The following is a 23980-nucleotide window of genomic DNA, read 5'->3' on the forward strand; positions in this document are numbered from 1 at the left end:
GGCGTCACGGGATTTTCGGTGATATGGACAGGTAAAAGCGTGGGGGCGGGCGGGGTGTGACCGGCTATGGATGCTGTCGGAAATCGGGCCAAGTAGCCCGATGGGCAACATCTCAGAACTCACAAAGGTAAAACAGCCGACGGCTAGCGCAAGCATTGCCAGCTAGGTGCGCGCGGTAGCGCGGTCCGGCAAACTCTCTGCTACGGTCCGTTGTGCAGATAATGCAGTATTGTCGGAAGAAGGGGTCGACATAGTGTTCCTCAGCTTTAAAGTGTAATGAACTGCCAACGCCATTAATGGCGCTGATGACTCACCATTCCAGCGTTTTGCCCTGGTAATTAAGGAAAGCGATACCACGCTGGTTAAAACGGGTCATCAGCATTTCTGTTACGCCGCGTGTACTGGTTTCGATATCCAGTAGCGCATCAGGACCACCCATTTCAGTACGTACCCAACCGGGCGCTACCGCCGTCAATGACCAAGGTGTCTGCGGGTTTTCTGCGATAAAACTGCGCAGTGACTGATTCAGCGCCGATTTACTGGAACGATAAGGTTCCCATCCACCCTGCGTATTCGCCGCAATACTTGCCAGTTCTGATGACATAACGGCGACCACACCGCCGGCCCGGACCGTCGGTGACAGAATGCGTAAGGCAGACATTGCACCTACGACATTGGTGCGCATTACTGTTAGTAGCCGCTGAGCGAAAGATTCATCAGGAGAGCCCACCGTTCCGGCGTTCACCATCAGCAGATCCAGCGTTTTTCCTGCCAGGCGAGTATACAATTCTTCAAGTGACTCATCGCTGTTCATATCAAGTGTTTCAACAGACAAATGTGAGTCGCGCGCGGCGAGCTGACGCAGTTCAGGGCGGGTTAAGCCCTCACGTTCAGTAGCAATGACTTGCCAGCCACGTTCCAGAAAGCGTTCAGTTAACCCCAGCCCCAGGCCACGACTGGCCCCAATAATTAATGCGGTAGGTTGATTTTCCGACGTACTCATAAAATCTCCGGTTGTTCAGAAAAATGTTTTTTAATCAATGTGCTCAATACGGTTTCCAATCCAAGTATCCCCACCCGCTGCTCGGTTTGACTGCCTGAAAATGTAATCCAGCCAGCATTGAAGCCATCAAGCATTTGTATTCTTGGTAACGGGTTTTGCATACCCTGAGCAAGAAACAGGGCATTCCAGTCGTAGCGAGGTACGGCATATGCTTTTACCTTCCGTCCCAATAGCCGTGTAAAGCTGGCGGCCAGTTGGTTTGGACTGATACTCTCTGGTCCGCGAAGCTCAATGATCCGCTTTCCGGACCATGTTTCCTGCAACAATGCAGCCGCAGTGCAGCCAACATCAGCAGTAGCCACCATAGGAATAGCCCGGTCCAGCGGTTGCAAAAAAGACGGGATCTCTCCCTGCTCCTGTGCTGAGGGGATATCCCATGCGGCATTTTCAATAAACCAGGCAGCTCTAATGAATGCGGTAGGCAGTGGTAATGTGCCTAATACGTCTTCCATGATTCCCAGTTGGGTTAGCAAGTTCGGCTGCGTGGCCTGTGCACCAATGGTGGATAAACACACCACCTTCTGAGGACGAGTTTCCTCCAGCGCGATACGTAAAGCAGTAATGATTTCACGACTTTCTGGAAAACCCGCAGACGGGTCAAAATTAGGCGGTAAAAGAATGAAAACACCCTCAACATTTGTGAATGCTTTGCTCAGGGCTACCGCATCATTCATTTCTGCAATCGCCACATCACAACCCTGGCTGGCCCAGTACTGACCCTTTTTCACAGAGCGAACAACAGCACGCACTTCATGGTTCTTTGAAAGTAATAAGCGAGCAATCACACCGCCAACCTGGCCAGTAATACCAGTAATAACGAACATAGGTGATCCTCTATGAGTGTATTAATAATGAATGGTGGAAAGTTTACGGTACAAAAATTAGTTAATCCATATCATCAATGTCACATTTGAAGTGACAAAAAGTCATTAATTATGGCGGTATATTGGTATTGATCTCACCGGATTATGTAACGCGAAAGGGTATGAATAACTGATAACTCATGACAAAATGTCATGGTTATATAGAGTTCGAGGCCTTTACCAGTCAGAATAAAGGGAGAAAAAATGGCATTCGACGAGCGCATGTTAAAGGGTATGGGCGTACTATCTGCTGTGGTAAATGGTGGGAGTTTTGCCGCTGCGGCTGAAGCATTGGATATGTCCCCATCAGGCGTAAGTCGTGCGATCGTCCGGCTGGAAGGTCGGCTTGGTATCCGTCTGTTTGAACGTACTACCCGAGCAATATCTTTAACTGATGAGGGGCACCGTTTCTATCAGCAAATCGCCCCGTTACTGGCCGGACTGGAAGAGGCCGCAGCTTGTGCGATCAATGGTCGTATTTCCGTACGCGGACGCCTGCGGGTCAATGTGCATCCGTTTTTTTCAAGACTGATACTTGGGCCTCGGTTAGGAAGTTTTCTAAAACAATATCCTGAATTGCAGGTTGAGCTTTCTACTCGTGAAGAGCTGGGCGATCTGGTTGCAGAGGGGTTTGACCTGGCAATTCGTTTTGGTGAACATAAATCCTCGACGTTAGTAGCGCGTAAACTACTAAACACCCGTATTCTCACGGTTGCTTCACCTGCATATATTAAGCAGCATGGAAAGCCAGTGACGCCTGATGATTTGGCTTTACCCGAACACTCATGCATTCAGTTTCGATCTCCCGAAACGGGCAAACTCTTTACCTGGGAATTTCAACGTGGTAAAGAGATAAAATCGCTGAATTTGAGTGGTCAGCTTATTGTGAATAATGTCGGTACTATGCATGGCGCCTGTCTTGCAGGATATGGAATTGCACAGGTCATGGAGTTGGGCGCTGAGCATCTACTAGCACAGGGTAAACTGGTTAATCTGTTCCCTGAATGGCCTGATGAACTTTTTCCACTTTACGCACTATATCCGTCACGCAATCATCTACCGGCGAAAACCCGTGCTTTCCTGGATTTTGTCTCTTCGGTGGTTGCTTGCCCTGTTACACAATCCTGACAAAGGACACCACATCTGTTGGGGAGTGCGGACGAAACTTGGACTGCTTTGGAGGTAGTCCATGTATTCGTTCGAAGAGCGTATCCGTGCTGTTGAACTCTATGTCAAATATGGCAGAAAAGCTTCGCGGGTGGCGGGAATGGTCCAGATTCGGTTTCTGAAATCAATCTCTGACCATCGGGCAAAACGCAGTTCACTGGAGCGGATAAACCGGTGAAGCGTCAGCAGAACGGCCAGATGGGTTAATTCCCGTCCCTGCTGATAGTCATCAATGCGTTCCAGCAGTTCCGGCAGACGCTCCAGTGGCAGGGCAGGGTAGTGGCGCGTAACGGGTGGGGCTGTCACGCCATCCAGATTCGCCGCCGGGTTATTTTCTATTAACCCCTGATGCACGGCATAGCGCATGACGTTACAGAGATGCTGCCTCGTGCGGGACGCGACTTCCAGCAGATCTTTCGCCTCGATATCTTTCAGCAGATCGATGAAATGACGGGGTTTCAGTTCTGTTACCGGCAGATGACCAATTACCGGAAAGATATGATTTCTCATGCTGGCAAGCAGGCGGTCTGCGGTATTCTGCGACCACTTCTTATTATTTTTATGCCAGCCCAGTGCCGCGGTCTCAAAGACTTTTTCCGGCGAGCGGGCGGCCCTTTCGGCGATACGTTGCTGAGCGGGTTTAATGTTTTGCGCCAGCAACTTGCGGATACCGTCGCGTTGCTGCCGTGCGCCAGACAGAGATACATCGGGATAAGCACCTAAACCAAGGCGGGATTCTTTACCGTTGATACGGTACTTGAGATACCAGAGACGTGAACCGCCTGGATTGATCAAAAGATACAAACCGTGTGAATCGGAGATTTTGAAAGGTTTATCAGAGGGCTTGAGACTGCGGATTTTCGTGTCGTTGAGAGACATTTGGGGGTCACTCCGTCATCGAACCAACATGACCCTAAATCTGACCACTAAATTCTCCCGATGCAGAGGGAAAACTGAAAACGCATCGGGAAGATTTTTCACGTTAACCTATCGCCTCAAAATTATATAGGAATTCGCGCCATTGCATGAAAAACAAAAAGCCCGCTTCAGTTCCCTGAAGCGGGCTTTTCTAAAATCTTGGCTCCTCTGACTGGACTCGAACCAGTGACATACGGATTAACAGTCCGCCGTTCTACCGACTGAACTACAGAGGAATCGCGAGAACGGGGCGAATACTAAAGGCGCCGGCCCGTTTTGTCAAAGTTCTTTTCAGCATTTCCCGCCGGATGGCCAGGAGATCGCCAGTTTGCTGATAATCCGCACAATTTTCGCTGATTCGCGGCAGCTTATCCGCTCGTTTATCGCGTGGGCGGCAAGAGGCGGGGCGTGTTTGTTCCCTTTAATAACGAAATGACGAAGCCAACCTGACGCGCGGCCGACCGTTGTGCGCACCGGCTGTGTCTGCTTTATGACAAAAGGTTTGAACTTTGTTCATAACCCGGTGGCGATAAATCTTCTCATTAAAAAAATATTCTGCAATTTCATGGAGTTGAAATATGACGGCTTCTGGTACGTTCCCTGCTTAATAGAAAGGGTCAACCGACTAACAGGAGAATGCACATGGCTATCCGTCAATGCGCCATTTATGGCAAAGGTGGCATAGGTAAATCCACTACGACACAAAATCTCGTTGCCGCTCTGGCCGAGATTGGCAAAAAGGTGATGATTATCGGCTGCGATCCCAAAGCGGATTCCACCCGTCTGATCCTGCATGCCAAAGCACAGAACACCATTATGGAACTGGCCGCCGAAGTCGGCTCGGTAGAAGATCTGGAGCTGGAAGACGTTTTGCAAATCGGTTATCGCGGCGTGCGCTGCGCCGAATCAGGCGGCCCTGAGCCGGGCGTCGGCTGCGCCGGCCGCGGCGTTATCACCGCCATTAACTTCCTGGAGGAAGAGGGCGCGTACGAGGAAGATCTGGATTTTGTGTTTTACGATGTGCTGGGCGACGTGGTCTGCGGCGGGTTCGCCATGCCGATCCGCGAAAACAAGGCGCAGGAAATCTATATCGTCTGCTCCGGCGAAATGATGGCGATGTACGCCGCCAACAATATCTGCAAAGGCATCGTCAAATACGCCAAGTCCGGCAAGGTGCGCCTCGGCGGCCTGATCTGCAACTCGCGCCAGACCGATCGCGAAGACGAGCTGATCATGGCGCTGGCGGACAAGCTCGGTACGCAAATGATCCACTTCGTGCCGCGCCATAACATCGTGCAGCGGGCTGAAATCCGCCGTATGACGGTCATCGAATACGATCCAACCTGCGGCCAGGCCGAAGAGTACCGCACGCTTGCCCGCAAAATCGTCGACAACAAAAAAATGATAGTGCCCACCCCGGTCACCATGGACGAGCTGGAAGCACTGTTGATGGAATTCGGCATCATGGATGTGGAAGACGAAACCATCATCGGCAAAACCGCGGCGGAAGAAGCGCAGTCAGCCTGATCCGGCCGCGCGGGGCCCTGAGCCGGCAACGGCTGGCTTAGGTCACTATCCTATTTATTATGTAAGGACATCGCCATGACCGATATAACCGGCGAACAAACGCTGGCGCTGATTCAGGAAGTTCTGGAAGTCTTTCCTGAAAAAGCCCGCAAAGAGCGTGCCAAGCACTATATGCTGAGCGATCCGGAAATGGAAAGCGTTGGCAAATGCATTACTTCCAACCGTAAATCCCAGCCCGGCGTGATGACGGTGCGCGGCTGCGCCTACGCCGGCTCGAAAGGGGTGGTGTTCGGACCTATCAAGGACATGGCCCATATCTCCCATGGCCCCATCGGCTGCGGCCAGTATTCCCGCGCCGGCCGCCGCAACTACTATACCGGCGTCAGCGGCGTCAACGCCTTCGGCACCCTGAACTTTACCTCGGATTTCCAGGAAAAAGACATTGTGTTCGGCGGCGACAAAAAGCTGACCAAACTGATTGAAGAAATGGAAACCCTGTTCCCGTTGACCAAAGGCATCTCCATCCAGTCCGAGTGCCCGGTGGGCCTTATCGGCGACGATATCGAGGCGGTGGCGCGGGAAATGCAGAAAAAACTCGATAAACCGATCGTGCCGGTGCGGTGCGAAGGGTTTCGCGGGGTATCGCAGTCGCTGGGCCATCATATCGCCAACGACGTGGTGCGCGACTGGATTTTATCCAACCGCGATGACGAAGCGTTTGAAACCACCCCTTACGATATCGCCATTATCGGCGACTACAATATCGGCGGCGACGCCTGGGCCTCCAGGATCCTGCTGGAAGAAATCGGCCTGCGCGTGGTGGCGCAATGGTCGGGCGACGGCACCCTGGTGGAAATGGAAAATACCCCCAAGGTGAAGCTGAACCTGGTGCACTGCTATCGCTCCATGAACTACATCTCGCGCCATATGGAAGAAAAATACGGCATTCCCTGGATGGAATATAACTTCTTCGGCCCGACAAAGATTGCCGAGTCCCTGCGCAAAATCGCCGCGCTGTTCGACGAGACCATTCAGGCCAATACCGAGGCGGTTATCGCCAAATACCAGGCCCAGACCGACGCCATTATCGCTAAATTCCGCCCCAGGCTTACGGGCAAGCGCGTGCTGCTGTATCTCGGCGGCCTGCGCCCGCGCCATGTGATCGGCGCGTATGAGGATTTGGGGATGGAAATCATCGGCAGCGGCTATGAATTCGCCCATAACGATGACTATGACCGCACGTTGCCGGACCTGAAAAAAGGGACGCTATTGTTCGATGACGCCAGCAGTTACGAGCTGGAGGAAATCATCAAGGCGCTGAAACCGGATCTTATCGGCTCCGGCATCAAGGAAAAATACATCTTCCAGAAAATGGGTTTCCCGTTCCGCCAGATGCATTCCTGGGATTATTCCGGCCCTTATCACGGTTACGACGGTTTCGCCGTCTTCGCCCGCGATATGGACATGACCCTGAATAACCCGAGCTGGACCCAGTTGACCGCGCCCTGGCTGAAAACCGCCTGAGATTGTTTGCCTGAAGCCTGAACCCGTCAGTTCACAGATTTGTGGCGCGGGAGGAGAGAATCATGAGTCAGAGTGTAGAAAAAACCAAGGCCTGCTATCCGCTGTTCGAGCAAGCGGAATACCAGGCGCTGTTTACCAGCAAACGCGAGCTGGAAGAGGCCCACGGCGAAGCCCGGGTCAAGGAAGTCTTCGAGTGGACCACCACCCGGGAATACCAGGAGCTGAATTTTAAGCGCGAGGCGCTGACCATCGACCCCGCCAAGGCCTGCCAGCCGCTGGGCGCGGTGCTTTGTTCGCTCGGTTTCGCCCATACGCTGCCCTATGTGCACGGCTCGCAGGGCTGCGTGGCGTATTTCCGTACCTATTTCAACCGCCATTTTAAGGAACCCGTGGCCTGCGTGTCGGATTCGATGACCGAGGACGCGGCGGTGTTCGGCGGCAATAACAACCTGAATACCGGCCTGCAGAACGCCCATGCGCTGTATAAGCCGCAGGCTATCGCCGTCTCCACCACCTGTATGGCGGAGGTGATCGGCGACGACCTGAGCGCCTTTATCGCCAATGCCAAGAAAGACGGCTTTATCGACCCCGCGGTACCGGTGCCTTATGCCCATACCCCGAGCTTTATCGGCAGCCATATCACCGGCTGGGATAATATGTTCGAGGGTTTCGCCCGCGAATATACCGATAAAACCGACGCCCGGGATTACCAGCCCGGCCGTAACGGCAAAATCAACCTGGTGACCGGTTTTGAAACCTATCTCGGCAATTTCCGGGTGCTGAAACGCATGATGGAGCAGATGGGCGTTGGCTACAGCCTGCTGTCCGATCCCTCCGAAGTGCTGGACACCCCGGCGGACGGTGAATACCGCATGTATGCCGGCGGCACTACCCAGGACGAAATGCGCGACGCGCCGAACGCCATCGATACCCTGCTGCTGCAACCCTGGCACCTGCTGAAAACCAAAAAAATGGTGCAGGAGAACTGGCAGCAGCCGGCCACGCCGGTGGATGTGCCGCTGGGACTTGAAGCCACCGACCGGCTGCTGATGACCGTAAGCCAGCTGACCGGCAAACCGATTCCGGACGCCCTGACGCTTGAGCGCGGCCGGCTGGTGGATATGATGCTCGACTCCCATACCTGGATCCACGGTAAAAGCTACGGCCTGTACGGTGATCCGGATTTTGTCATGGGCATGACCAAGTTCCTGCTGGAACTGGGCTGCGAACCGACGGTGATCCTGTGCCATAACGCCAATAAACGCTGGCAGAAAGAGCTGAAGAAGGTGCTGGCCGCGTCGCCTTACGGCCAGGAAAGCGAGGTGTATATCAACTGCGATCTGTGGCATTTCCGTTCGCTGATGTTTACCCGCAAACCGGATTTTATGATTGGCAATTCCTACGGCAAGTTTATCCAGCGCGATACCCTGGCCTTGGGCGAGCAGTTTGAAGTGCCGTTGATCCGCATCGGCTTCCCGATTTTCGACCGGCATCATCTGCATCGTATCGCCACCTGGGGCTACGAGGGCGCCATGACGGTATTGACCACCCTGGTCAACGCCACCCTGGAAAAACTGGACCGCGACACCATGAAAATCGGCAAGACCGATTATAACTTCGACCTGATCCGCTGACCGACCGGCCCAGGCGCGTCCTGGGCCGCCCTACGGGAGAAAGCCGCTATGCCGAGTGTGTTATTCAGTGAAAAAGGCGCCGACCTGTACTGCTATATCGCCAAACAGGATTTGGAGGCGCGGGTCGTGCGCATTGAATTTGACGATGCCGCCTGCTGGGGCGGCATGTTCGAGCTGGAGGGCGGCAAGTCGTATTACATCTTTCCACAGCCGGGGAAACCGCCGTTCCCGGTGCGTTTACGCGCCAGTAAAAATGCCGGATAACCCCATGGCCACAGGAGCCTACCGATGAATGTCGCAACCGACGATCCTTTATTCTGGCGTCTATTCGCCCTGGCGCAGACCCTGCCGCAGCTGCCCCCACGGGAGATGATCCTCTGGCTGGAGAAGGCGTCCGTCCAGCCGTTGACGCCGGCGCGGCTGGCCCGGCTGAGCCTTGATCAACTGGCGCGGGCGTTTCCCGCCGGCGCCGGCCAGCCGACGGTGGCGCTGTGGCAACAGGTGATGTCTTGCCTGGCCGGAGAACTGCCGCAGCATCTGACCACCCAGCCGGAGCGGGCGGAGCCGTTGCAATTACGCGCCGCCTTCGCCTCCGGCGACGGCCTGGCGATCGACGGCCATTTCGGCCAGGCCAAGCTGTTTTTTATCTATGCTTTTGACGATCGGGGGCCTTACCTGCAACAGGTCAGGCGTTATCGCGACGATCCCGACGCGCTGGAGGAAGGCAACGAAGCGCGGGCGCGCATGTTAAGCGATTGTCATTTGCTGTTTTGCGAGGCGATAGGCGGCCCGGCCGCCGCTCGCGTGATCCGCAATAATATCCATCCCATCAAGATTAAGCCGCCGATGACCATTGAACAGCAATTACAGGCGTTGCGCGCCATGCTGGCGGGGCGTATCCCGCCCTGGCTGGCGAAACGCCTGGGAAAAACCCACCCTCTTGCGCAGCACCAGTTTTCGCTGTGACGTCCCGCGGGCTTGCCCGGCAGGCTTGGCCCGGGGGTATAACAGGGGCGCGCGGGGCGCGGCGGGCTCGCCGTCGCCCCGGCCAATCCCGTCGTCAGTCCGTTTAGGCGCCCCTGTGGGCGCCGTTTTTTTTTATCCTGACGAAAGTAGGGTGAAAAGCGGCCATCCTTTAACGCCGCGGCTAATATAGTCAGGATGGGCGTTTCAGCGCTGACGACGGTGATGGGCTGTTGTTCATGGTATCTGGCGATTAAGAGGCTAAGGGATGGTCGGTAAAAAAAGTAACGGCGCGTTTATCTGGCGGCGCGTCTGGCTGGCGTTGTTAGGGGGGATGCTGTGCGGCTGCATGGACATGCCGGGGAAAGTGCCCCAAATCGTCAACGATCCCGCCGCATCCGCAAGGATTGTTGCTACCGCGGACGGCCCGGTGCGGGGTGTCGTCTCGGCGCGCGGGCAAGCCTTCCTGGGGATTCCGTTCGCGGCGCCGCCCGTGGGGGAGCTGCGCTTCGCACCGCCGGCGCCGGCGATCCCCTGGCGCGGGGTGCGAAGCGCCGATCGCATCGGGCCGGCGTGTCCGCAGCCCGCCTTGCCGGTGGCCGGCAATAGCGCCGAGGATTGCCTGACGCTGAATATCTACGCGCCGCATAATGCCGGCAAGGGCGGGGTTTTCCCGGTGATGGTATGGATTTATGGCGGCGCGCTCGAACTGGGCTCCAACGGGCAATATGACCCCAGCGTCCTGGCGGAACGGCAGGGCGTGATCGTCGTCGCGCCCAACTATCGCACCGGCGCGCTGGGCTTCCTGGCGCATCCGGCGCTGCGGGGCCCGGGGGAGGGAAATTATGGCGTGCTGGATCAGCAGGCCGCGCTGCGCTGGGTAAAGCGTAATATCGCCGCGTTCGGCGGCGATGCGGACAACGTCACTCTGTTCGGTGAATCCGCCGGGGCGCTCAGCACCTGCGTTCATCTCCTGTCGCCCGGATCGCGGGGGCTGTTCCAGCGGGCGATCCTGCAAAGCGACAGCTGCGCGCAGCCGGACACGTCATTACCGCGCGCGGAGGCGGAGGCCGGCGGGCTGGTAATGGCGCGCGATCTGGGCTGCGGCGATGAGCGGACCGCGCTGGCGTGTTTGCGTCGCGTGCCGGCGAAAAAGCTTTACCAGGCGACCAGCCATCGGCGCGGCAATAGCGGCAGGGATGGCTGGGCGCCGATGACGGGAGGGGATGCGCTGCCTGAGCCGCCCTACCAGGCGTTTGCGGCGGGCAAGGGCGCACCGGTGCCGGTGCTGATGGGCAGCAACCGCGACGAAGGGCGGCTGTTCGCCAATTTCAAGGCGTTTACCTTTGCCATGAGTCACCGCCGGGGGTATGAGGACGCCGTCGCGCGCGCTTTGCCCGGCGATATCGCCCCCGTGCTGAAGACGTATGCGGACGTCGCCGCCCGGTCGTACTATCAGGCTTTCGCCGATATTGTCACGGACTCGCACTTCGCCTGTCCGATCCTGACGATGCACCGGCTGCTGGGCGGACGGGCGGCCTTCTACGCCTACGAGTTCGACGATCCCCACGCGCCGATGTCATTGCCGCGCGCGCCGTTTACCCCGGCCATGGGAGCCTATCATGCCGCGGAAATCGCCTATGTTTTCCAGCGGCCCTGGGCGCTGGCCGATCCGCGCGACTTCGATGCCCGGCAGCAGGACCTGGCCGCGCGTATTCAGCAGGCGTGGGGGACCTTCGCCCATACCGGCCAGCCCGCGGCTATGCCGGCCTGGCCGGTATTCGACGGCGCGCGGCCCTATGCGCTTGCCGTACAGCATACCGGTTTTGTGGAGGACTTCGCCCTCAGGCATCGCTGCGCATTCTGGAACGCCAGGGGCTACTGAGGGCAGCTTATGTCGCCGGGCAGGTATTCCCCTGTCAGGCCGGTTGTCTGTTTTGTCGCGTTCACGACAATAAAAATTCTTTTCAAAACAGCGGGTAGCCGCTGGCCCGTGATTTGCAAACCAGAGTCATAGCAAGACTATTGCCGGTTACGGAGAGAACCTGATGAAAAATACTGATATCGCCGCCCTGTTCGTGGAGCCTGCCTGCGAGCATAACGGCAAGCATAAAACCGGGTGCAAACCGCCCAAGCCGGGATCCACCGCGGGCGGCTGCGCCTTTGACGGCGCGCAGATTACCCTGCTGCCGGTGGCGGACGTGGCGCATCTGGTGCACGGGCCGATTGGCTGCGCCGGCAGTTCCTGGGATAACCGGGGCAGCCGCAGCTCGGGACCGGCCCTTAACCGGCTGGGTTTCACCACCGATTTAAGCGAGCAGGATGTGATCATGGGACGCGGCGAGCGCCGGCTGTTCCACGCCGTGAAGCATATCGCCGAGCGCTACCACCCCGCGGCGGTCTTTATCTATAACACCTGCGTGCCGGCCATGGAGGGCGACGATATCGAGGCGGTGTGCCGCTCGGCTTCGGCGGCGGCCGGCATTCCGGTCGTGGCCGTCGACGCCGCCGGTTTTTACGGCAGCAAAAACCTGGGCAACCGCATCGCGGGCGATGTGATGCTGCGCCAGGTCGTAGGGCAACGCGAGCCCGCGCCCTGGCCGGCGGATTATCCGGTGCCCGCGGCGCGCGGCCATAACATCTGCCTTATCGGCGAATACAATATCGCCGGCGAGTTCTGGCAGGTGCTGCCGCTGCTTGATGAGCTGGGCGTGCGCGTCCTGTGCACGCTTTCCGGCGACGCGCGTTTCGCTGAAATCCAGACCATGCACCGCGCCGAGGCCAATATGCTGGTCTGCTCCCGCGCCCTGATTAACGTTGCGCGCAGGCTGGAGGAGCGGTACGACACGCCCTGGTTCGAGGGCAGCTTTTACGGCATGCGTGAAATGTCGGCCTCGCTGCGCCAGCTGGCGCAGCTGCTGGACGATGCGGATCTCACCGCGCGCACCGAGCTGCTAATCGCGCGCGAGGAGGCGGCGACCCAGCTGCGCCTTGAGCCCTGGCGCGACCGGCTGCGCGGCAAGCGGGTGTTGCTGTATACGGGCGGCGTTAAGTCCTGGTCGGTGGTCTCGGCATTGCAGGATTTGGGGCTGGACGTGGTGGCCACCGGCACGCGCAAATCCACCGAGGAGGACAAGGCGCGCATCCGCGCCCTGATGGGGGAGGACGCGCTGATGCTTGACGAGGGCAACCCGCGCCTGCTGCTGGATACCGCCTATCGTTTCCGCGCCGACATGATGATCGCCGGCGGCAGGAATATGTATACCGCCTATAAAGCCCGGCTGCCGTTCCTGGATATCAACCAGGAGCGCGAAGAGGCCTTCGCCGGCTACGGCGGCATGGTTAACCTGGCCGAGGCGGTGTGCCGCACGCTGGAAAGCCCGGTCTGGACGCAGGTTAACCAGCCGGCGCCCTGGCAGATAAAAGCCTGAGGAGAAGATCATGACGCACGTTGTCCGTTCGGTAAAACCGCTGGCCACCAGCCCGATCAAGAGCGGTCAGCCGCTGGGCGCCATCCTGGCCGCCATGGGGCTGGAAAGCTGTATCCCGCTGGTGCACGGCGCCCAGGGTTGCAGCGCTTTCGCCAAAGTGTTTTTTATCCAGCATTTCCACGAGCCGGTGCCGCTGCAATCCACCGCCATGGAGCCGATCACCACCATCATGGGCGCCGACGACAATATTTTTACCGCACTGGAGACCTTGTGCGAGCGCAATACGCCGCGCATTATCGTCCTGCTCAGCACCGGCCTGTCGGAAGCGCAGGGCAGCGATTTGGGGCGGGCGGTGGCGCTGTTTCGCGCAAGCCATCCCAAGCACCGGCAGGTCGGCATCCTGACCGTCAGCACGCCGGATTTTTACGGCTCGATGGAAAACGGCTATGCCGCGCTGCTGGAAAGCGTGGTGCAGCAGTGGGTGCCCGCTGAACCCGCGGCCGGAATCCGCGGTAAACGGGTGAATATTTTTCTGAGCCATATGTTTACCCCGGGCGATCAGGAACTGATCCGCAGCTATGTCGAGGCTTTCGGCCTGCAGCCGGTGATCCTGCCCGACCTGACGCAGTCCATGGACGGACATCTGGCGGCGGGCGATTACAGCTCGCTGACCCAGGGCGGCACGCCGCTGCGCCTGATGGAACAGTTGGGACAAAGCGTCGCCACCTTTGTGATCGGCGTTTCGCTCACCCGCGTGGCCGCGCTGATTGAGCCGCGCGGACGCGGCATCTGCGTGCGTTTGCCGCATCTGATGACGCTTGCGCATATGGATGCGTTTATCGGACAGCTGCACCAGATTTCCGGTCGCGAGGTGCCGGCCTGGATAGAGCGGCAGCGCGGGCAGATGCTGGACGCGATGATCGATTGCCACGGCGAGCTGCAGGGCGGGCGCATGGCGGTGGCCGCCGAGGCGGATTTGCTGCGCGGCTGGTGCGATTTCGCCGTCAGCCAGGGCATGAGCGTGGTGAACGCGGTGGCGCCGGTCAACCAGCCCGGGCTGGCCGCGCTGCCGGTGGAAAAAGTCATCATCGGCGATCTGGAGGATTTGGCGGATCTGCTGGCCGAGACCCCCGCCGACATGATTTTTGCCAACTCCCACGCAGCCTCCCTGGCTGAGCGCCTGGACATGCCGCTGGTGCGCACCGGTTTCCCCCTCTACGACCGCCTGGGCGAATTTCGCCGCACCCGGCAGGGGTATGCCGGCATCCGCGACACCCTGTTCGAACTGGGCAACCTGATGCGCCATCGCCATCATCATCAGCCGGTGTACCACTCGCCGCTGAAACAGCAATTTCCTGCCGTCTCACTTGCACAGGACGCCGGCGTATGAACAACTTCCAGCGCAATCTTACGGTGACCACCGCCTCCGACTGGGCGCTGCGGGTCGCGTTCGCCAGCACCGACCTGCACCAGGTCAACCAGCATTTCGGCTCGACGCCCCGGCTGGCGATTTACGGCGTCAAACCCGATCGGGTGACGCTGCTGCAGGTCACGGATTTTATCGTCCAGCCCGGACATGACCTGGATAAGCTGGGCTGTCGTATCGCGGCGCTGGAGGGTTGCCTCTCGCTGTACTGCGTGGCGGTGGGCGAAAGCGTGTTCCGGCAGCTGCTGCGCGTCGGGGTACGGGCGGTGAGCGTGCCCGCCGCCACCTCCATCGTCCATCTGCTGACGGAAATCCAGCAAAACTGGGATGCGCCGACGGTACAGCGCCATCAGGAAAAACGCGATCCCAGGCGCTTCGAGCGTTTCCGGCAGGAGAGCCGCTGGGAGGAAGAGTAGCGCGGGAACAGCGCTGATTTGTGTCAATTCCCTGACAAAACCGACAACCAACCCCGACATGTTCGGGGTTTTTAGTGCGCCGCGCGGCGCTATCTTATTGAAATAACGATAAAGATGTGACTGGCATCACATTTGCTCATGATTAAGTACCCCCCACGCGGAGCGACATCATGATTCAGATTGAAGCGGAAGCCCTGCAACAGCTGCTTTTATTGCGCCGGCAATTGACCGCGCCCTGTGCCGGCCTGCGCCTTTGGCTTGAGGGCGATGCCTGCCAGGGCTGGCGGGTTTCCCTGGAGTGGAGCGCGGCGCAGCGGGAGGAGGAGTATCGCGTCGAGTATCAGGGATTGGTGCTGCTGGCGGCCGTTACGCACTGGCCCTATCTGCAGGGCGCGACGCTCGCGGCGGGCGCCCGGGACGGCGAGCCGGGACTCTGGATAGATCTTCAGGCGTCGGCCTGCCAGTGCGACCACCAGACCTGCGCATCATAACCGGCATTCAGCTAAGGCATTCACCCGGGGTATCGCCAAGCATCGCCCCGTGAACTGGAGAAAAATGTATGTGGAATTATTCAGAAAAAGTTAAAGATCATTTTTTTCATCCGCGCAATGCCAAAGTCGTCGAGCAGGCGAACGCCATAGGCGACGTCGGTTCGCTGAGCTGCGGCGACGCCCTGCGCCTGATGCTTCGCGTCGACCCCGAGACGGAAATTATCGAGGAGGCGGGTTTCCAGACCTTCGGCTGCGGCAGCGCCATCGCCTCTTCCTCGGCCCTGACCGAACTGATTATCGGCCGCACCCTGACGGACGCGGCGCAGCTGACCAATAAGCAGATTGCCGATTACCTCGACGGCCTGCCGCCGGAAAAAATGCACTGCTCGGTGATGGGGCAGGAAGCGCTGCGCGCCGCCATCGCCCAGTTCAGGGGCGAGGCGCCGGACGCCGATCACGAAGAAGGCGCGCTTATCTGCAAGTGTTTCGGCGTCGACGAAGGCCATATCCGTCGCGCGGTGCTGGAAAACGGCCTCACCACCCTTGAGGATGTGATCAACTACACCAAGGCCGGCGGCGGCTGTACCTCCTGCCATGAAAAAATCGAGCAGACCCTCGAGCAGATATTGAGCGCCAGGCCGGCAGTGGCGCAGGCCGTAGGCAAGCCCGCGCCGCAGCCGCAGCCCCGCGATGAAAACTGGCTGGCGGTGGAAGAGGTCATCGCCGGCCTGCGTCCGCACATCCAGGCCGACGGCGGCGATATGCGCCTGCTGAGCGTGAACGATAAACAGGTGACCGTCTCGCTGTCCGGCAGTTGCAGCGGTTGCATGATGACCGATATGACCCTGGCCTGGCTGCAGCAGAAGCTTATCGAACGCCTGGGCCGGTTTATGCACGTGGTGGCCGACCCGGCCACGGTCTCCACCAGCGAAGTTGAATGAGGTAAGCCGATGAAAGCTGTTTATCTGGATAATAACGCCACGACACGTCTGGACCCGATGGTCCTGGAAGCGATGATGCCGTTTCTCAGCGAACACTACGGCAATCCATCCTCGATTCATGATTTCGGCCAGCCCGCGGGTATTGCGCTGGCCAAGGCGCGGGAACAGGTGGCGAGCCTTTTGGGCGCGCGCCACGACAGTGAAATCATTTTTACCTCCTGCGCCACCGAGGCCACGTCCACCGCCATCCTGTCGGCGGTGGCGGCCTACCCTGAACGGCGGGAAATCATTACCAGCATTGTGGAACATCCCGCGACGCTTGCGGTATGCGAATACCTGGAACGGCAGGGCTACCTGATCCACCGCCTGCCGGTGGACGGCGAGGGCGCGCTGGATATGGCCGCCTACCGGGCGGCGCTCAGCGACCGCGTGGCGCTGGTTACCCTGATGTGGGCCAATAACGAAACCGGCGTGGTGTATCCGGTGGCGGCCATGGCCGAGCTTGCCCATGAACAAGGGATACTGTTCCATTGCGACGCGGTGCAGGCGGTGGGTAAATTGCCGGTGGCCGTCGGCGCGAGCGCCATTGATATGCTGTCCTGCTCCGGCCATAAATTTCATGGTCCCAAGGGGATCGGCTGCCTCTATCTGCGCCGCGGCACCCGGTTCCGGCCGTTGCTGCGCGGCGGCCACCAGGAGCGCGGGCGGCGCGCCGGCACCGAGAACATTGCCGGCATTGTCGGCATGGGCGCGGCGGCGGCGCTGGCGGATATCCATTTGCCGATGATGGACAGCGAGATTGCCCGCATGCGCGATCGTCTGCAGGACGGCATTCTCGGCGCCGTCGGCCATACCCTGGTGATGGGCGGCGGGCAGCCGCGCACGCCGAACACGGTCAATATCGCCTTCGAATATATCGAGGGCGAGGCCATCCTGCTGTTGCTAAACCATGTCGGCATCGCCGCCTCCAGCGGCAGCGCCTGTACGTCCGGTTCCCTGGAGCCGTCCCATGTGATGCGCGCCATGGGCATTCCGTATACCGCCGCCCACGGCACCATCCGTTTTTCGCTATCCCGCTATACCCGCGAAAAAGAGATTGAGTATGTCATTGAGCAATTGCCGCCGATCATAGCCCAACTGCGCGCCTTATCGCCGTACTGGCAGGGCGATCGTCCGCTAGCGGTGGAAAACGCCGCCTTTGCGCCGACCTATGGTTAACCCGGGGGAGCCAGGCCGATGACCGCTATCGTGATTAACGACACTACGCTGCGCGACGGCGAACAAAGCCCCGGCGTGGCGTTCAGCGCCGGGGAAAAGGTCGCCATCGCCCGCGCCCTGGCCGGGGCCGGGGCGGGCGAGCTGGAGGTCGGCACGCCGGCGATGGGCGATGAAGAATGCCGGCGCATCGCGCTGGTGCGCCGGGCGCTGCCGCGGCAGACCTTGATGTCCTGGTGCCGGTTGAACCGCCATGATATCCGGCTGTCGGCGGACCTGGGGCTGGACTGGGTGGATATATCGCTGCCGGCGTCCGGGCCGATGCGTGCTTACAAGCTGCATATGGGCTGGCCGCAGCTGGCGCGGGAGCTGTCCGGCCATATTGCCTACGCGCGAACTTTGGGGCTGCGGGTCAGCGTCGGCTGCGAGGACGCCTCGCGCGCCAGCGACGAGGAACTGCGTCAGATAGCCCTGGTGGCCGGCGACGCCGGCGCGCTGCGGCTGCGCTTTGCCGACACGCTGGGCGTGCTCGATCCCTTCGTGACCTTTGAACGCATCACAGCGTTACGCTGTCACTGGCACGGCGAAACCGAAATGCATGCCCATAACGACCTGGGGCTGGCGACCGCCAACACCCTGGCGGCGGTGCGGGCCGGGGCGACCCATGTCAATACCACGGTCTCAGGGCTGGGCGAGCGCGCGGGCAACGCCGCGCTTGAAAGCGTGGCGATGGCGCTGGAGGCCTGCCTGCAGGTCGACACCGGTATCCGGCTCGACCATCTGCCCGGCTTATGCGCGCAGGTGGCGCAGGCGGCGCGGCGCCCGATCGACCCCCAGCAACCGCTGGTGGGGGAACAGGTGTTTACCCATGAATCGGGTATCCACGTGGCCGGGTTGCTGAAAAATCCCGCCTGCTATCAAAGCATCGATCCGGCCCGGCTGGGGCGCGGCCACCGCCTGGTGCTGGGCAAGCATTCAGGGCGGCACGCGGTCGAGCGTATCTACGGCGAGCTGGGATACCGGCTTACCGGCGGCCAGGTGGAGCAACTGCTGCACGCTTTGCGCGCGCGCGCCGAGGAGTGGAAGCAGATTCCAAGCGACGAGCGGCTGCGCGATCTTTACAGCGAATTATTCGCTTTGCCCGGACCGAACTTCGGTTTGGCCCGTTGCGCGGGAGGCTAGAATGGAGTGGTTTAGCACATTACCCGGCGTTGATGAGCTGGAATCCGCCGAGGCGTTTTTCGCTTATTTCGAGCTGCCCTGCGACCCGGCGGTGATCCGCGCGAAACGCCTGCATATCATGCATGATTTCCACCAGCGCCTGGCGGGGGTGATAAGCCTGCCGCTGGCCGATCTGCCGCCGGGCGACGCCGGTGAACTGCGCAGAAACAAGGCGTACTGGTCGCTGGCCAGGAGCCTGCTGAACGACAGCTACCGGCACTTTCTGCAAGGCGAGGTGGCGGCGCAGTCGGGGCTATCGGTGTATCAACGCCACAAACGCTGTTTTATCCCCTGGAGCGGATTAATGGAGGTGCATCCTTGAAACCGACCTATGATTTTGGCGATCGGGTACGGGTTATCCGATCGCTGCGCAATGACGGCACCTTTCCCGGCAAGGCCCGGGGCGAAAAGCTGGTCCGCAAGGGCAGTATCGGCTACGTGCGGGAATGGGGCACGTTTTTACAGGATGAGATTATCTATCAGGTGCATTTCGTCGCGGAGGACTGCATCGTGGGCTGTCGCGAGCATGAGCTGATTTCAGGCTCGGCCCCCTGGATTGCCGGGCAATTCCAGTTCGGCGACTGGGTGAGCGCCGCGCTGCCGCTGGCGATTAACGGCGATCCGGTGGTGACGGAGGGCCAGGTGGGCCAGATTATGGATGAAATCCGCGATGTCCAGCCCATGGCCTATGTGGTGCTGTTCGAAGGCAGGTTGTTCCGGGTGCCGGAGGTGGCGCTGACCCCCCGGGTCTGCGAAAGCTGAGCCAGGCTCCTGGCGGCGCCACGGCGCCACGGCGGCACAGGACACGCCGCGGGCAAACGCATCAACCCACAGGAAACCCTAATGGAAACATGGCAGGTATTTTCCCGCTTAAAGCTGGCGCTGGCATTGTATCAAACGCCGCCGTGGCTATTAACCGCCGATCGGCTGACGGAGTTCGAGCCGCGTTATGTCCGCCAGCTGCGGCTTGAAAGCCGGGTGGTGGACCTGGCCGGGGCGCTTGGGCTGCGCGCCACGGAAAACGATATCCGCGCGGCGGTGGCCGAGCTCGATCAGCGCCTGGCCGATGCCGCGCTGCAGCCGCGGCAATTGGCGGCCATAGGGCTGGACGCCAGGGGCCTCTATGAGGCCATGACCCATGAAGTCCTGCTGGACAAGGTCCTTGAACACGTGGCGCAACAGGCCCCGGCGCCTTCGGCGGCGGACGTGGCGCAGTGGTACGCCGCCCATCGGGACAACTTTATGCGTCCGGAGCAGCGCGCATGCAGTCATATACTGCTGACGGTGGATGAAGAGCAGCCGGGTTGCCAGCCGGACCAGGCGGCGCGGCGCATCGCCATCCTGCACCGGCGCCTGCGCCGCGACGCGCGCGACTTCGCCGTGCTGGCGCAGCGTCATTCGCAATGTCCCACCGCCCTTGACGGCGGCAACCTGGGCTGGGTCAGCCGCGGCCTGTTGTATGCTTCCCTTGATGAAACCCTGTTTGCCCTGCCGGCGCGGCATATCAGTGACGTTGTCACAAGCCCCATGGGGCTGCATATCCTTTACTGCCGGGATATCCGCCCGGCCGCGCCGATACCGCAGGACGAGGCCATGAATGCCGTTGAAACCCGGCTCCGCGCCAAAGCGCGTCAGGCTTACCAGCGCCAGTGGCTGGAAACGCTGGCGCGGGACGGCCAGCCGCCGGCGGCGGCGCGCTAAGCCGGCAGGGCGGGCCGGCAACTAGACGATGGCCGGCAAGGAGGTCCGCGTGGCACGGCGTTATGGCTGTGTCGCCTCCGGCGGTCTGGATCGCGCGCCTGCGACATACTCCCGCGCTGCGGTTTCCAGCCACCGGCAAAAAATGTCGGCCTTGCTGTTTTGCTTTTGGCGACGCAGGGCCACGTAGCCAAGACCGCTGTCGATAAAGCCGAAGGGGGCGATCAGTCGTCCCGCCGCCACATCTTCCGCCACCAGCGGCCAGGGGGATATCGATACGCCCAGCCCCGCGATAGCCGCTTCCAGCATAAAATAAAAATGCTCGAACTCGGCCGCGCCTTCACCGGCTGCGGCGATGCCCGAGCGCGCGCTCCAGTCAGACCAGGCGTTGCGCCGGGAAACCGTGTGCAACAGCGCCGCCGGCCATGGCTTTGCGGCGGCAAGCCGGATTGACGGCGCATGGACCGGGCCGAATTTCTCGCTGAACAAAGGGATGACGTCGACGCCCGGCGGCCAGGGCCCGCGGCCCACCCTGATCGCCACGTCGACATTATCCCGGATGGGATCCGCCGAGGTGCCCGCCGAGTTCAGGCGTACCTCGACCCGGGGATGATGCGCGTTAAAGTGATGCAGGCGCGGTATCAGCCAGCGCATGGTAAAGGTGCCGGGACATGAAACGTCAAGCGTGCCCTCATCGGTATCCGCAATCTGCTGCACGGCCAAATCCACCTGATCAAAGGCGCAGGTCAAGGCCGGCAACAGCCGGTATCCCGCCTCCGTCAGCGTCGGCGCATGTTTCGGGCCGGCGAACAGGGCGACGCCAAGCCAGTTTTCCAGCTGTTTAACCTGCCTGCTGACGGCGCCGTGCGTGACGCACAGCTCCTCAGCCGCCAATTTCATCAGGCCCAGCCGCCCGGCCGCTTCAAAGGCCTTGAGCGCGTTCAGTGAGGGGATGCGGCGTCTCATGGTGATTTTTTCTCACTTAGCTTGTCAGCAAAAGTCGATTAACAGCCATCTAATCAGGAAGTAGGGTGGTATGCAAAAGAAAGGTGCAATGACAACAGGAGGCCGTATGCAACAACAAATGTGCCAGGCAGTGGATGATTATCTTAACCGCCTGCTGGTCCCGGAAGATCCGATCCTGCGGCGGGTCGCGGCGGCAAACCGCCGGGCGGGCCTGCCGCCCCATGATGTCGCCCCTAACCAGGGCAAACTGCTGTTTATATTTGCCCGCATGGTCAGGGCGCGGCGGATTCTTGAAATCGGCACGCTGGGCGGGTACAGCACCCTTTGGCTGGCAAGGGCGCTGCCTGAGGACGGCGAGCTGATAACGCTGGAATGCCAGGAAAAACATGCGGCCGTCGCGCGCGACAATCTCAAGCGCGCCGGCCTTGGCGCACGGGTCAGCCTGCGGGTGGGGCCGGCGCTGGCGACGCTTGCGGCCTGGGATGACATGGCCCCTTTCGACCTGATTTTTATCGACGCCGATAAGGTGAATAATACGGCTTACCTGGATTGGTCGCTGCGTCTGTCCCATCCCGGCACGGTCATTATCGCCGATAATGTGATCCGCGGCGGCGCCATCCTGGACAGCGCCAGCCAGGATGCGAGCGTGATCGGCGTGCGGCGCTTTTTTGCCGCCTTGTCTGCTAATATCAAGCTGACGTCGACAGCCCTGCAAACCGTGGGATGCAAAGGATGGGACGGGTTTTCCCTCTCCATCGTCAATTAAGCCGTCAGGGTCCCGGGCCAGGTATGGATGACGCTTTTACCGCTGCGCCCGCATCCCGCAGGAGAAACCTATGCCACAAGATGACTTTCGCCTCACCACGGCTGCACAGCTGGAGGCGATATACGGCGCGGTAGCGCCCCCCTCGATTGTCAAGGAAACGGATTATCTTCATCCGGCCTACCGGCCGTTTATCGAAGCCGCGCCGTTCGCGGTGCTGGCAACGGCGGGCGGCAGCGGCCTGGATGCGTCGCCGCGCGGCGATCCGGCCGGATTTGTTCATATCGAGGACAGCCGCACGCTGCTCTTGCCCGACCGGCGCGGCAATAACCGCATCGATAGCCTCAGGAACATCGTCGAGGACCCGCGCGTCGCGTTATTATTCCTGATCCCGGGCATCGGCGAAACGCTGCGGGTCAACGGCACGGCCGACATCAGCGTTGAACCGGCGCTGCTGGCGCGTTTCGCCATGGCGGGCAACCCGCCGCGCACGGTGCTGCGCATCAGGGTGCAAAGCGTGTTCTTCCAATGCAGCCGCGCCGTCATCCGCGCGCGCCTGTGGGATCCCGCCACGCAAATCGCGCGCGACAGGCTGCCCAGCGCGGGGGCGGTGCTGAAAGCGATTTCCAACGCCGGCATTGATGGCGACGCCTACGACCAGGCCTTGCCGGACCGGCTGAAAAAGACGCTTTACTGAATCAGCCGCACACGGGACGTAGCGGCCGACACGCCGCACGGCGGGCGGTGGTCCGGGATTAACCCGAAGTGTAATTCGGGAGATGAGGCACAATTTTCCCCGGCCGCCGGTGCATACTAGGCTTAACCTCATAAAGATAAGGGTTAAGCATGAAAAAAATCCTCTTATGCTGCGTTTCCGGCACCTCCTCGTCGGTGCTGGCCCGCAGGATGCAGGCGCTGGCCGCGGCCAAGGGCCTTGCTGTCCAGGTCAGCTTTGTCGATCTGGAGCATATCGGCGATACCTGCGCCGACTACGACTGCCTGCTGCTGGGACCGCATATTCAGTACAAACTGAATGAAATCGTCGGCATCTACAACTCGCCGTCCAAGCCCGTCGCCATTATCCGCAGCATTGACTACGGCATGATGGACGTGGAGAAAATCCTGCACGACGCCCTGGTGATGCTGGACGAGTCGACCCCGGCGGTCTAGAGCGCGGCTTTCACCAGGCTGACCCAGGTTGCCACCCGATCGGCGCTCAGGTCGGCCTGGTTATCCTGGTCCAGCGCCAGTCCGACGAATTCGTCGCCTTCCAGCGCCGCCGACGCGCTGAAGACATAGCCTTCCCGGGGCCAGGCGCCGACGACGTTGGCGCCCGCGTCCGCGACGATATCGTAAAGCTCACCCATGGCGCTGACGAAATTATCCGGATAGGCCTCCTGGTCGCCCAGGCCGAACAGCGCCACGGTTTTGCCGCTTAAATCCGCCTGCGCCAGGGTATCGGCGAATTCCGCCCAGGATTCGCTCTGGCATTCCGCGTCCAGGCCCGGCAACTGGCCGTCGGCCAGCGTCGGCGTGCCGAGGATCAGTACCGGGTAGGCGAGCAGATCCTCAAGGGTGGCGCGGTTGATGTTTTTCGGTTCGTCCGCCTCGCCGTCAAACTGCTGATGGATCAGCTTGGCGATCTTGCGGGTTTTGCCGGTGTCGGTACCAAAAAAAATGCCGATCTTAGCCATAAGAATGTTCCCCAATTGTTAACTTTGCCAAAAAAAGCCCTGGCCGGATAACCCGCGCC

The 23980-nt window shown here is 60.1% G+C and carries 24 protein-coding genes, 1 tRNA gene and 1 pseudogene; 20 read left to right on the forward strand and 6 right to left on the reverse strand.

Annotation, left to right across the window (positions count from 1 at the left end; all coding sequences use genetic code 11):
• Window positions 1–310: 310 nt before the first annotated feature.
• Both ACL2XQ_RS12575 and ACL2XQ_RS12580 read right to left on the reverse strand, forming a co-directional pair.
• Window positions 311–1003, reverse strand: coding sequence for an SDR family NAD(P)-dependent oxidoreductase (locus ACL2XQ_RS12575; protein ID WP_413740436.1), 693 nt, complete (start codon window positions 1001–1003; stop codon window positions 311–313).
• Window positions 1000–1887, reverse strand: coding sequence for an NmrA family NAD(P)-binding protein (locus ACL2XQ_RS12580; RefSeq protein ID WP_413740437.1), 888 nt, complete (start codon window positions 1885–1887; stop codon window positions 1000–1002). The genes ACL2XQ_RS12575 and ACL2XQ_RS12580 overlap by 4 nt, the downstream gene beginning before the upstream one ends.
• Before the next feature lie 243 nt (window positions 1888–2130).
• Here ACL2XQ_RS12580 and ACL2XQ_RS12585 point away from each other — a divergent pair, with 243 nt between their 5' ends.
• Complete coding sequence (locus ACL2XQ_RS12585; protein ID WP_410014836.1) at window positions 2131–3054, forward strand: LysR family transcriptional regulator; 924 nt, start codon at window positions 2131–2133, stop codon at window positions 3052–3054.
• Window positions 3055–3174: 120 nt separating this feature from the next.
• Here ACL2XQ_RS12585 and ACL2XQ_RS12590 read toward each other — a convergent pair.
• Together ACL2XQ_RS12590 and ACL2XQ_RS12595 are read right to left on the reverse strand one after the other, a co-directional pair.
• Window positions 3175–3972, reverse strand: a pseudogene (locus ACL2XQ_RS12590) (tyrosine-type recombinase/integrase); the annotation flags it as partial.
• A gap of 199 nt (window positions 3973–4171) precedes the next feature.
• A tRNA-Asn gene (locus ACL2XQ_RS12595) sits at window positions 4172–4247 on the reverse strand.
• A gap of 406 nt (window positions 4248–4653) precedes the next feature.
• Here ACL2XQ_RS12595 and nifH point away from each other — a divergent pair.
• The 16 genes from nifH to nifM all read left to right on the forward strand — a co-directional run bounded on the left by nifH (window position 4654) and on the right by nifM (window position 20501).
• Window positions 4654–5538 (forward strand): nitrogenase iron protein, encoded by an 885-nt coding sequence (nifH, locus tag ACL2XQ_RS12600; RefSeq protein ID WP_410014893.1) that lies wholly within the window; start codon window positions 4654–4656, stop codon window positions 5536–5538.
• A 75-nt stretch (window positions 5539–5613) separates the two neighbouring features.
• Window positions 5614–7062 (forward strand): nitrogenase molybdenum-iron protein alpha chain, encoded by a 1449-nt coding sequence (gene nifD, locus ACL2XQ_RS12605; RefSeq protein WP_410014894.1) that lies wholly within the window; start codon window positions 5614–5616, stop codon window positions 7060–7062.
• A gap of 62 nt (window positions 7063–7124) precedes the next feature.
• Window positions 7125–8696 carry a nitrogenase molybdenum-iron protein subunit beta gene (nifK, locus tag ACL2XQ_RS12610; RefSeq protein ID WP_413740438.1) on the forward strand — a complete coding sequence of 524 codons (1572 nt, stop codon included), beginning with the start codon at window positions 7125–7127 and terminating at the stop codon, window positions 8694–8696.
• A 48-nt stretch (window positions 8697–8744) separates the two neighbouring features.
• Complete coding sequence (gene nifT / locus ACL2XQ_RS12615; protein ID WP_410014896.1) at window positions 8745–8960, forward strand: putative nitrogen fixation protein NifT; 216 nt, start codon at window positions 8745–8747, stop codon at window positions 8958–8960.
• 24 nt (window positions 8961–8984) lie between these two features.
• Window positions 8985–9662, forward strand: coding sequence for a NifB/NifX family molybdenum-iron cluster-binding protein (locus tag ACL2XQ_RS12620; protein WP_413740439.1), 678 nt, complete (start codon window positions 8985–8987; stop codon window positions 9660–9662).
• A 265-nt stretch (window positions 9663–9927) separates the two neighbouring features.
• Window positions 9928–11544: a carboxylesterase/lipase family protein gene (locus ACL2XQ_RS12625; protein WP_413740440.1), complete on the forward strand. Its 1617-nt coding sequence runs from the start codon at window positions 9928–9930 to the stop codon at window positions 11542–11544.
• A gap of 163 nt (window positions 11545–11707) precedes the next feature.
• The gene (gene nifE, locus ACL2XQ_RS12630; protein ID WP_410014899.1) at window positions 11708–13090 is read left to right on the forward strand and encodes a nitrogenase iron-molybdenum cofactor biosynthesis protein NifE; all 1383 of its coding nucleotides are present in this window, start codon (window positions 11708–11710) and stop codon (window positions 13088–13090) included.
• Between the two features lie 10 nt (window positions 13091–13100).
• Entirely contained in the window at window positions 13101–14480 is a 1380-nt protein-coding gene (nifN, locus tag ACL2XQ_RS12635; protein WP_410014900.1) for a nitrogenase iron-molybdenum cofactor biosynthesis protein NifN, read from the forward strand.
• Window positions 14477–14932 carry a NifB/NifX family molybdenum-iron cluster-binding protein gene (locus ACL2XQ_RS12640; RefSeq protein WP_410014901.1) on the forward strand — a complete coding sequence of 152 codons (456 nt, stop codon included), beginning with the start codon at window positions 14477–14479 and terminating at the stop codon, window positions 14930–14932. Before nifN ends, ACL2XQ_RS12640 begins: the two co-directional genes overlap by 4 nt.
• Before the next feature lie 170 nt (window positions 14933–15102).
• Window positions 15103–15423 (forward strand): hypothetical protein, encoded by a 321-nt coding sequence (locus ACL2XQ_RS12645; protein WP_413722948.1) that lies wholly within the window; start codon window positions 15103–15105, stop codon window positions 15421–15423.
• A 68-nt stretch (window positions 15424–15491) separates the two neighbouring features.
• Complete coding sequence (gene nifU / locus ACL2XQ_RS12650; protein ID WP_410014903.1) at window positions 15492–16364, forward strand: Fe-S cluster assembly protein NifU; 873 nt, start codon at window positions 15492–15494, stop codon at window positions 16362–16364.
• Between the two features lie 9 nt (window positions 16365–16373).
• A complete protein-coding gene (nifS, locus tag ACL2XQ_RS12655; protein ID WP_410014904.1) occupies window positions 16374–17582 on the forward strand; it encodes a cysteine desulfurase NifS in 1209 nt (402 codons plus the stop codon).
• 18 nt (window positions 17583–17600) lie between these two features.
• Window positions 17601–18761, forward strand: a complete 1161-nt coding sequence (nifV, locus tag ACL2XQ_RS12660) for a homocitrate synthase (protein ID WP_413722947.1) — start codon at window positions 17601–17603, stop codon at window positions 18759–18761.
• Window position 18762: 1 nt separating this feature from the next.
• Window positions 18763–19122, forward strand: a complete 360-nt coding sequence (locus ACL2XQ_RS12665; RefSeq protein ID WP_410014906.1) for a nitrogenase-stabilizing/protective protein NifW — start codon at window positions 18763–18765, stop codon at window positions 19120–19122.
• On the forward strand, window positions 19119–19562 hold the full coding sequence (locus tag ACL2XQ_RS12670; protein ID WP_410014907.1) for a nitrogen fixation protein NifZ: 444 nt from the start codon (window positions 19119–19121) through the stop codon (window positions 19560–19562). The genes ACL2XQ_RS12665 and ACL2XQ_RS12670 overlap by 4 nt, the downstream gene beginning before the upstream one ends.
• An 81-nt stretch (window positions 19563–19643) precedes the next feature.
• A complete protein-coding gene (nifM, locus tag ACL2XQ_RS12675; RefSeq protein ID WP_413722946.1) occupies window positions 19644–20501 on the forward strand; it encodes a nitrogen fixation protein NifM in 858 nt (285 codons plus the stop codon).
• Between the two features lie 60 nt (window positions 20502–20561).
• Here nifM and ACL2XQ_RS12680 read toward each other — a convergent pair whose 3' ends face one another.
• Window positions 20562–21464: a LysR substrate-binding domain-containing protein gene (locus ACL2XQ_RS12680; RefSeq protein WP_413740441.1), complete on the reverse strand. Its 903-nt coding sequence runs from the start codon at window positions 21462–21464 to the stop codon at window positions 20562–20564.
• Window positions 21465–21570: 106 nt separating this feature from the next.
• Between ACL2XQ_RS12680 and ACL2XQ_RS12685 the strand changes: the two genes are divergently transcribed.
• From ACL2XQ_RS12685 to ACL2XQ_RS12695, 3 genes are all read left to right on the forward strand, one after another.
• Window positions 21571–22230: an O-methyltransferase gene (locus tag ACL2XQ_RS12685; RefSeq protein ID WP_413740442.1), complete on the forward strand. Its 660-nt coding sequence runs from the start codon at window positions 21571–21573 to the stop codon at window positions 22228–22230.
• A gap of 70 nt (window positions 22231–22300) precedes the next feature.
• Window positions 22301–22924: a pyridoxamine 5'-phosphate oxidase family protein gene (locus ACL2XQ_RS12690; RefSeq protein WP_410014912.1), complete on the forward strand. Its 624-nt coding sequence runs from the start codon at window positions 22301–22303 to the stop codon at window positions 22922–22924.
• A 149-nt stretch (window positions 22925–23073) separates the two neighbouring features.
• The gene (locus ACL2XQ_RS12695) at window positions 23074–23397 is read left to right on the forward strand and encodes a PTS sugar transporter subunit IIB (RefSeq protein ID WP_410014913.1); all 324 of its coding nucleotides are present in this window, start codon (window positions 23074–23076) and stop codon (window positions 23395–23397) included.
• On the opposite strand, the gene ACL2XQ_RS12700 is transcribed toward ACL2XQ_RS12695, so the two are convergent.
• Window positions 23394–23921 (reverse strand): flavodoxin, encoded by a 528-nt coding sequence (locus ACL2XQ_RS12700; protein WP_413740443.1) that lies wholly within the window; start codon window positions 23919–23921, stop codon window positions 23394–23396. The two genes, ACL2XQ_RS12695 and ACL2XQ_RS12700, sit on opposite strands and share 4 nt — an antisense overlap.
• Between the last annotated feature and the right edge of the window lie 59 nt (window positions 23922–23980).

Origin of the sequence: Sodalis sp. RH14 (assembly GCF_047324285.1) — a bacterium.
In the GTDB taxonomy this organism is placed as follows: domain Bacteria; phylum Pseudomonadota; class Gammaproteobacteria; order Enterobacterales; family Enterobacteriaceae; genus Acerihabitans.

Bases quoted from the DNA above. Each gene is read 5' to 3' on its own strand.
- ACL2XQ_RS12575 (WP_413740436.1), bottom strand. From the start codon at position 1,003: ATGAGTACGTCGGAAAATCAACCTACCGCATTAATTATTGGGGCCAGT.
- ACL2XQ_RS12580 (WP_413740437.1), bottom strand. From the start codon at position 1,887: ATGTTCGTTATTACTGGTATTACTGGCCAGGTTGGCGGTGTGATTGCT.
- ACL2XQ_RS12585 (WP_410014836.1), top strand. From the start codon at position 2,131: ATGGCATTCGACGAGCGCATGTTAAAGGGTATGGGCGTACTATCTGCT.
- nifH (WP_410014893.1), top strand. From the start codon at position 4,654: ATGGCTATCCGTCAATGCGCCATTTATGGCAAAGGTGGCATAGGTAAA.
- nifD (WP_410014894.1), top strand. From the start codon at position 5,614: ATGACCGATATAACCGGCGAACAAACGCTGGCGCTGATTCAGGAAGTT.
- nifK (WP_413740438.1), top strand. From the start codon at position 7,125: ATGAGTCAGAGTGTAGAAAAAACCAAGGCCTGCTATCCGCTGTTCGAG.
- nifT (WP_410014896.1), top strand. From the start codon at position 8,745: ATGCCGAGTGTGTTATTCAGTGAAAAAGGCGCCGACCTGTACTGCTAT.
- ACL2XQ_RS12620 (WP_413740439.1), top strand. From the start codon at position 8,985: ATGAATGTCGCAACCGACGATCCTTTATTCTGGCGTCTATTCGCCCTG.
- ACL2XQ_RS12625 (WP_413740440.1), top strand. From the start codon at position 9,928: ATGGTCGGTAAAAAAAGTAACGGCGCGTTTATCTGGCGGCGCGTCTGG.
- nifE (WP_410014899.1), top strand. From the start codon at position 11,708: ATGAAAAATACTGATATCGCCGCCCTGTTCGTGGAGCCTGCCTGCGAG.
- nifN (WP_410014900.1), top strand. From the start codon at position 13,101: ATGACGCACGTTGTCCGTTCGGTAAAACCGCTGGCCACCAGCCCGATC.
- ACL2XQ_RS12640 (WP_410014901.1), top strand. From the start codon at position 14,477: ATGAACAACTTCCAGCGCAATCTTACGGTGACCACCGCCTCCGACTGG.
- ACL2XQ_RS12645 (WP_413722948.1), top strand. From the start codon at position 15,103: ATGATTCAGATTGAAGCGGAAGCCCTGCAACAGCTGCTTTTATTGCGC.
- nifU (WP_410014903.1), top strand. From the start codon at position 15,492: ATGTGGAATTATTCAGAAAAAGTTAAAGATCATTTTTTTCATCCGCGC.
- nifS (WP_410014904.1), top strand. From the start codon at position 16,374: ATGAAAGCTGTTTATCTGGATAATAACGCCACGACACGTCTGGACCCG.
- nifV (WP_413722947.1), top strand. From the start codon at position 17,601: ATGACCGCTATCGTGATTAACGACACTACGCTGCGCGACGGCGAACAA.
- ACL2XQ_RS12665 (WP_410014906.1), top strand. From the start codon at position 18,763: ATGGAGTGGTTTAGCACATTACCCGGCGTTGATGAGCTGGAATCCGCC.
- nifM (WP_413722946.1), top strand. From the start codon at position 19,644: ATGGAAACATGGCAGGTATTTTCCCGCTTAAAGCTGGCGCTGGCATTG.
- ACL2XQ_RS12680 (WP_413740441.1), bottom strand. From the start codon at position 21,464: ATGAGACGCCGCATCCCCTCACTGAACGCGCTCAAGGCCTTTGAAGCG.
- ACL2XQ_RS12685 (WP_413740442.1), top strand. From the start codon at position 21,571: ATGCAACAACAAATGTGCCAGGCAGTGGATGATTATCTTAACCGCCTG.
- ACL2XQ_RS12690 (WP_410014912.1), top strand. From the start codon at position 22,301: ATGCCACAAGATGACTTTCGCCTCACCACGGCTGCACAGCTGGAGGCG.
- ACL2XQ_RS12695 (WP_410014913.1), top strand. From the start codon at position 23,074: ATGAAAAAAATCCTCTTATGCTGCGTTTCCGGCACCTCCTCGTCGGTG.
- ACL2XQ_RS12700 (WP_413740443.1), bottom strand. From the start codon at position 23,921: ATGGCTAAGATCGGCATTTTTTTTGGTACCGACACCGGCAAAACCCGC.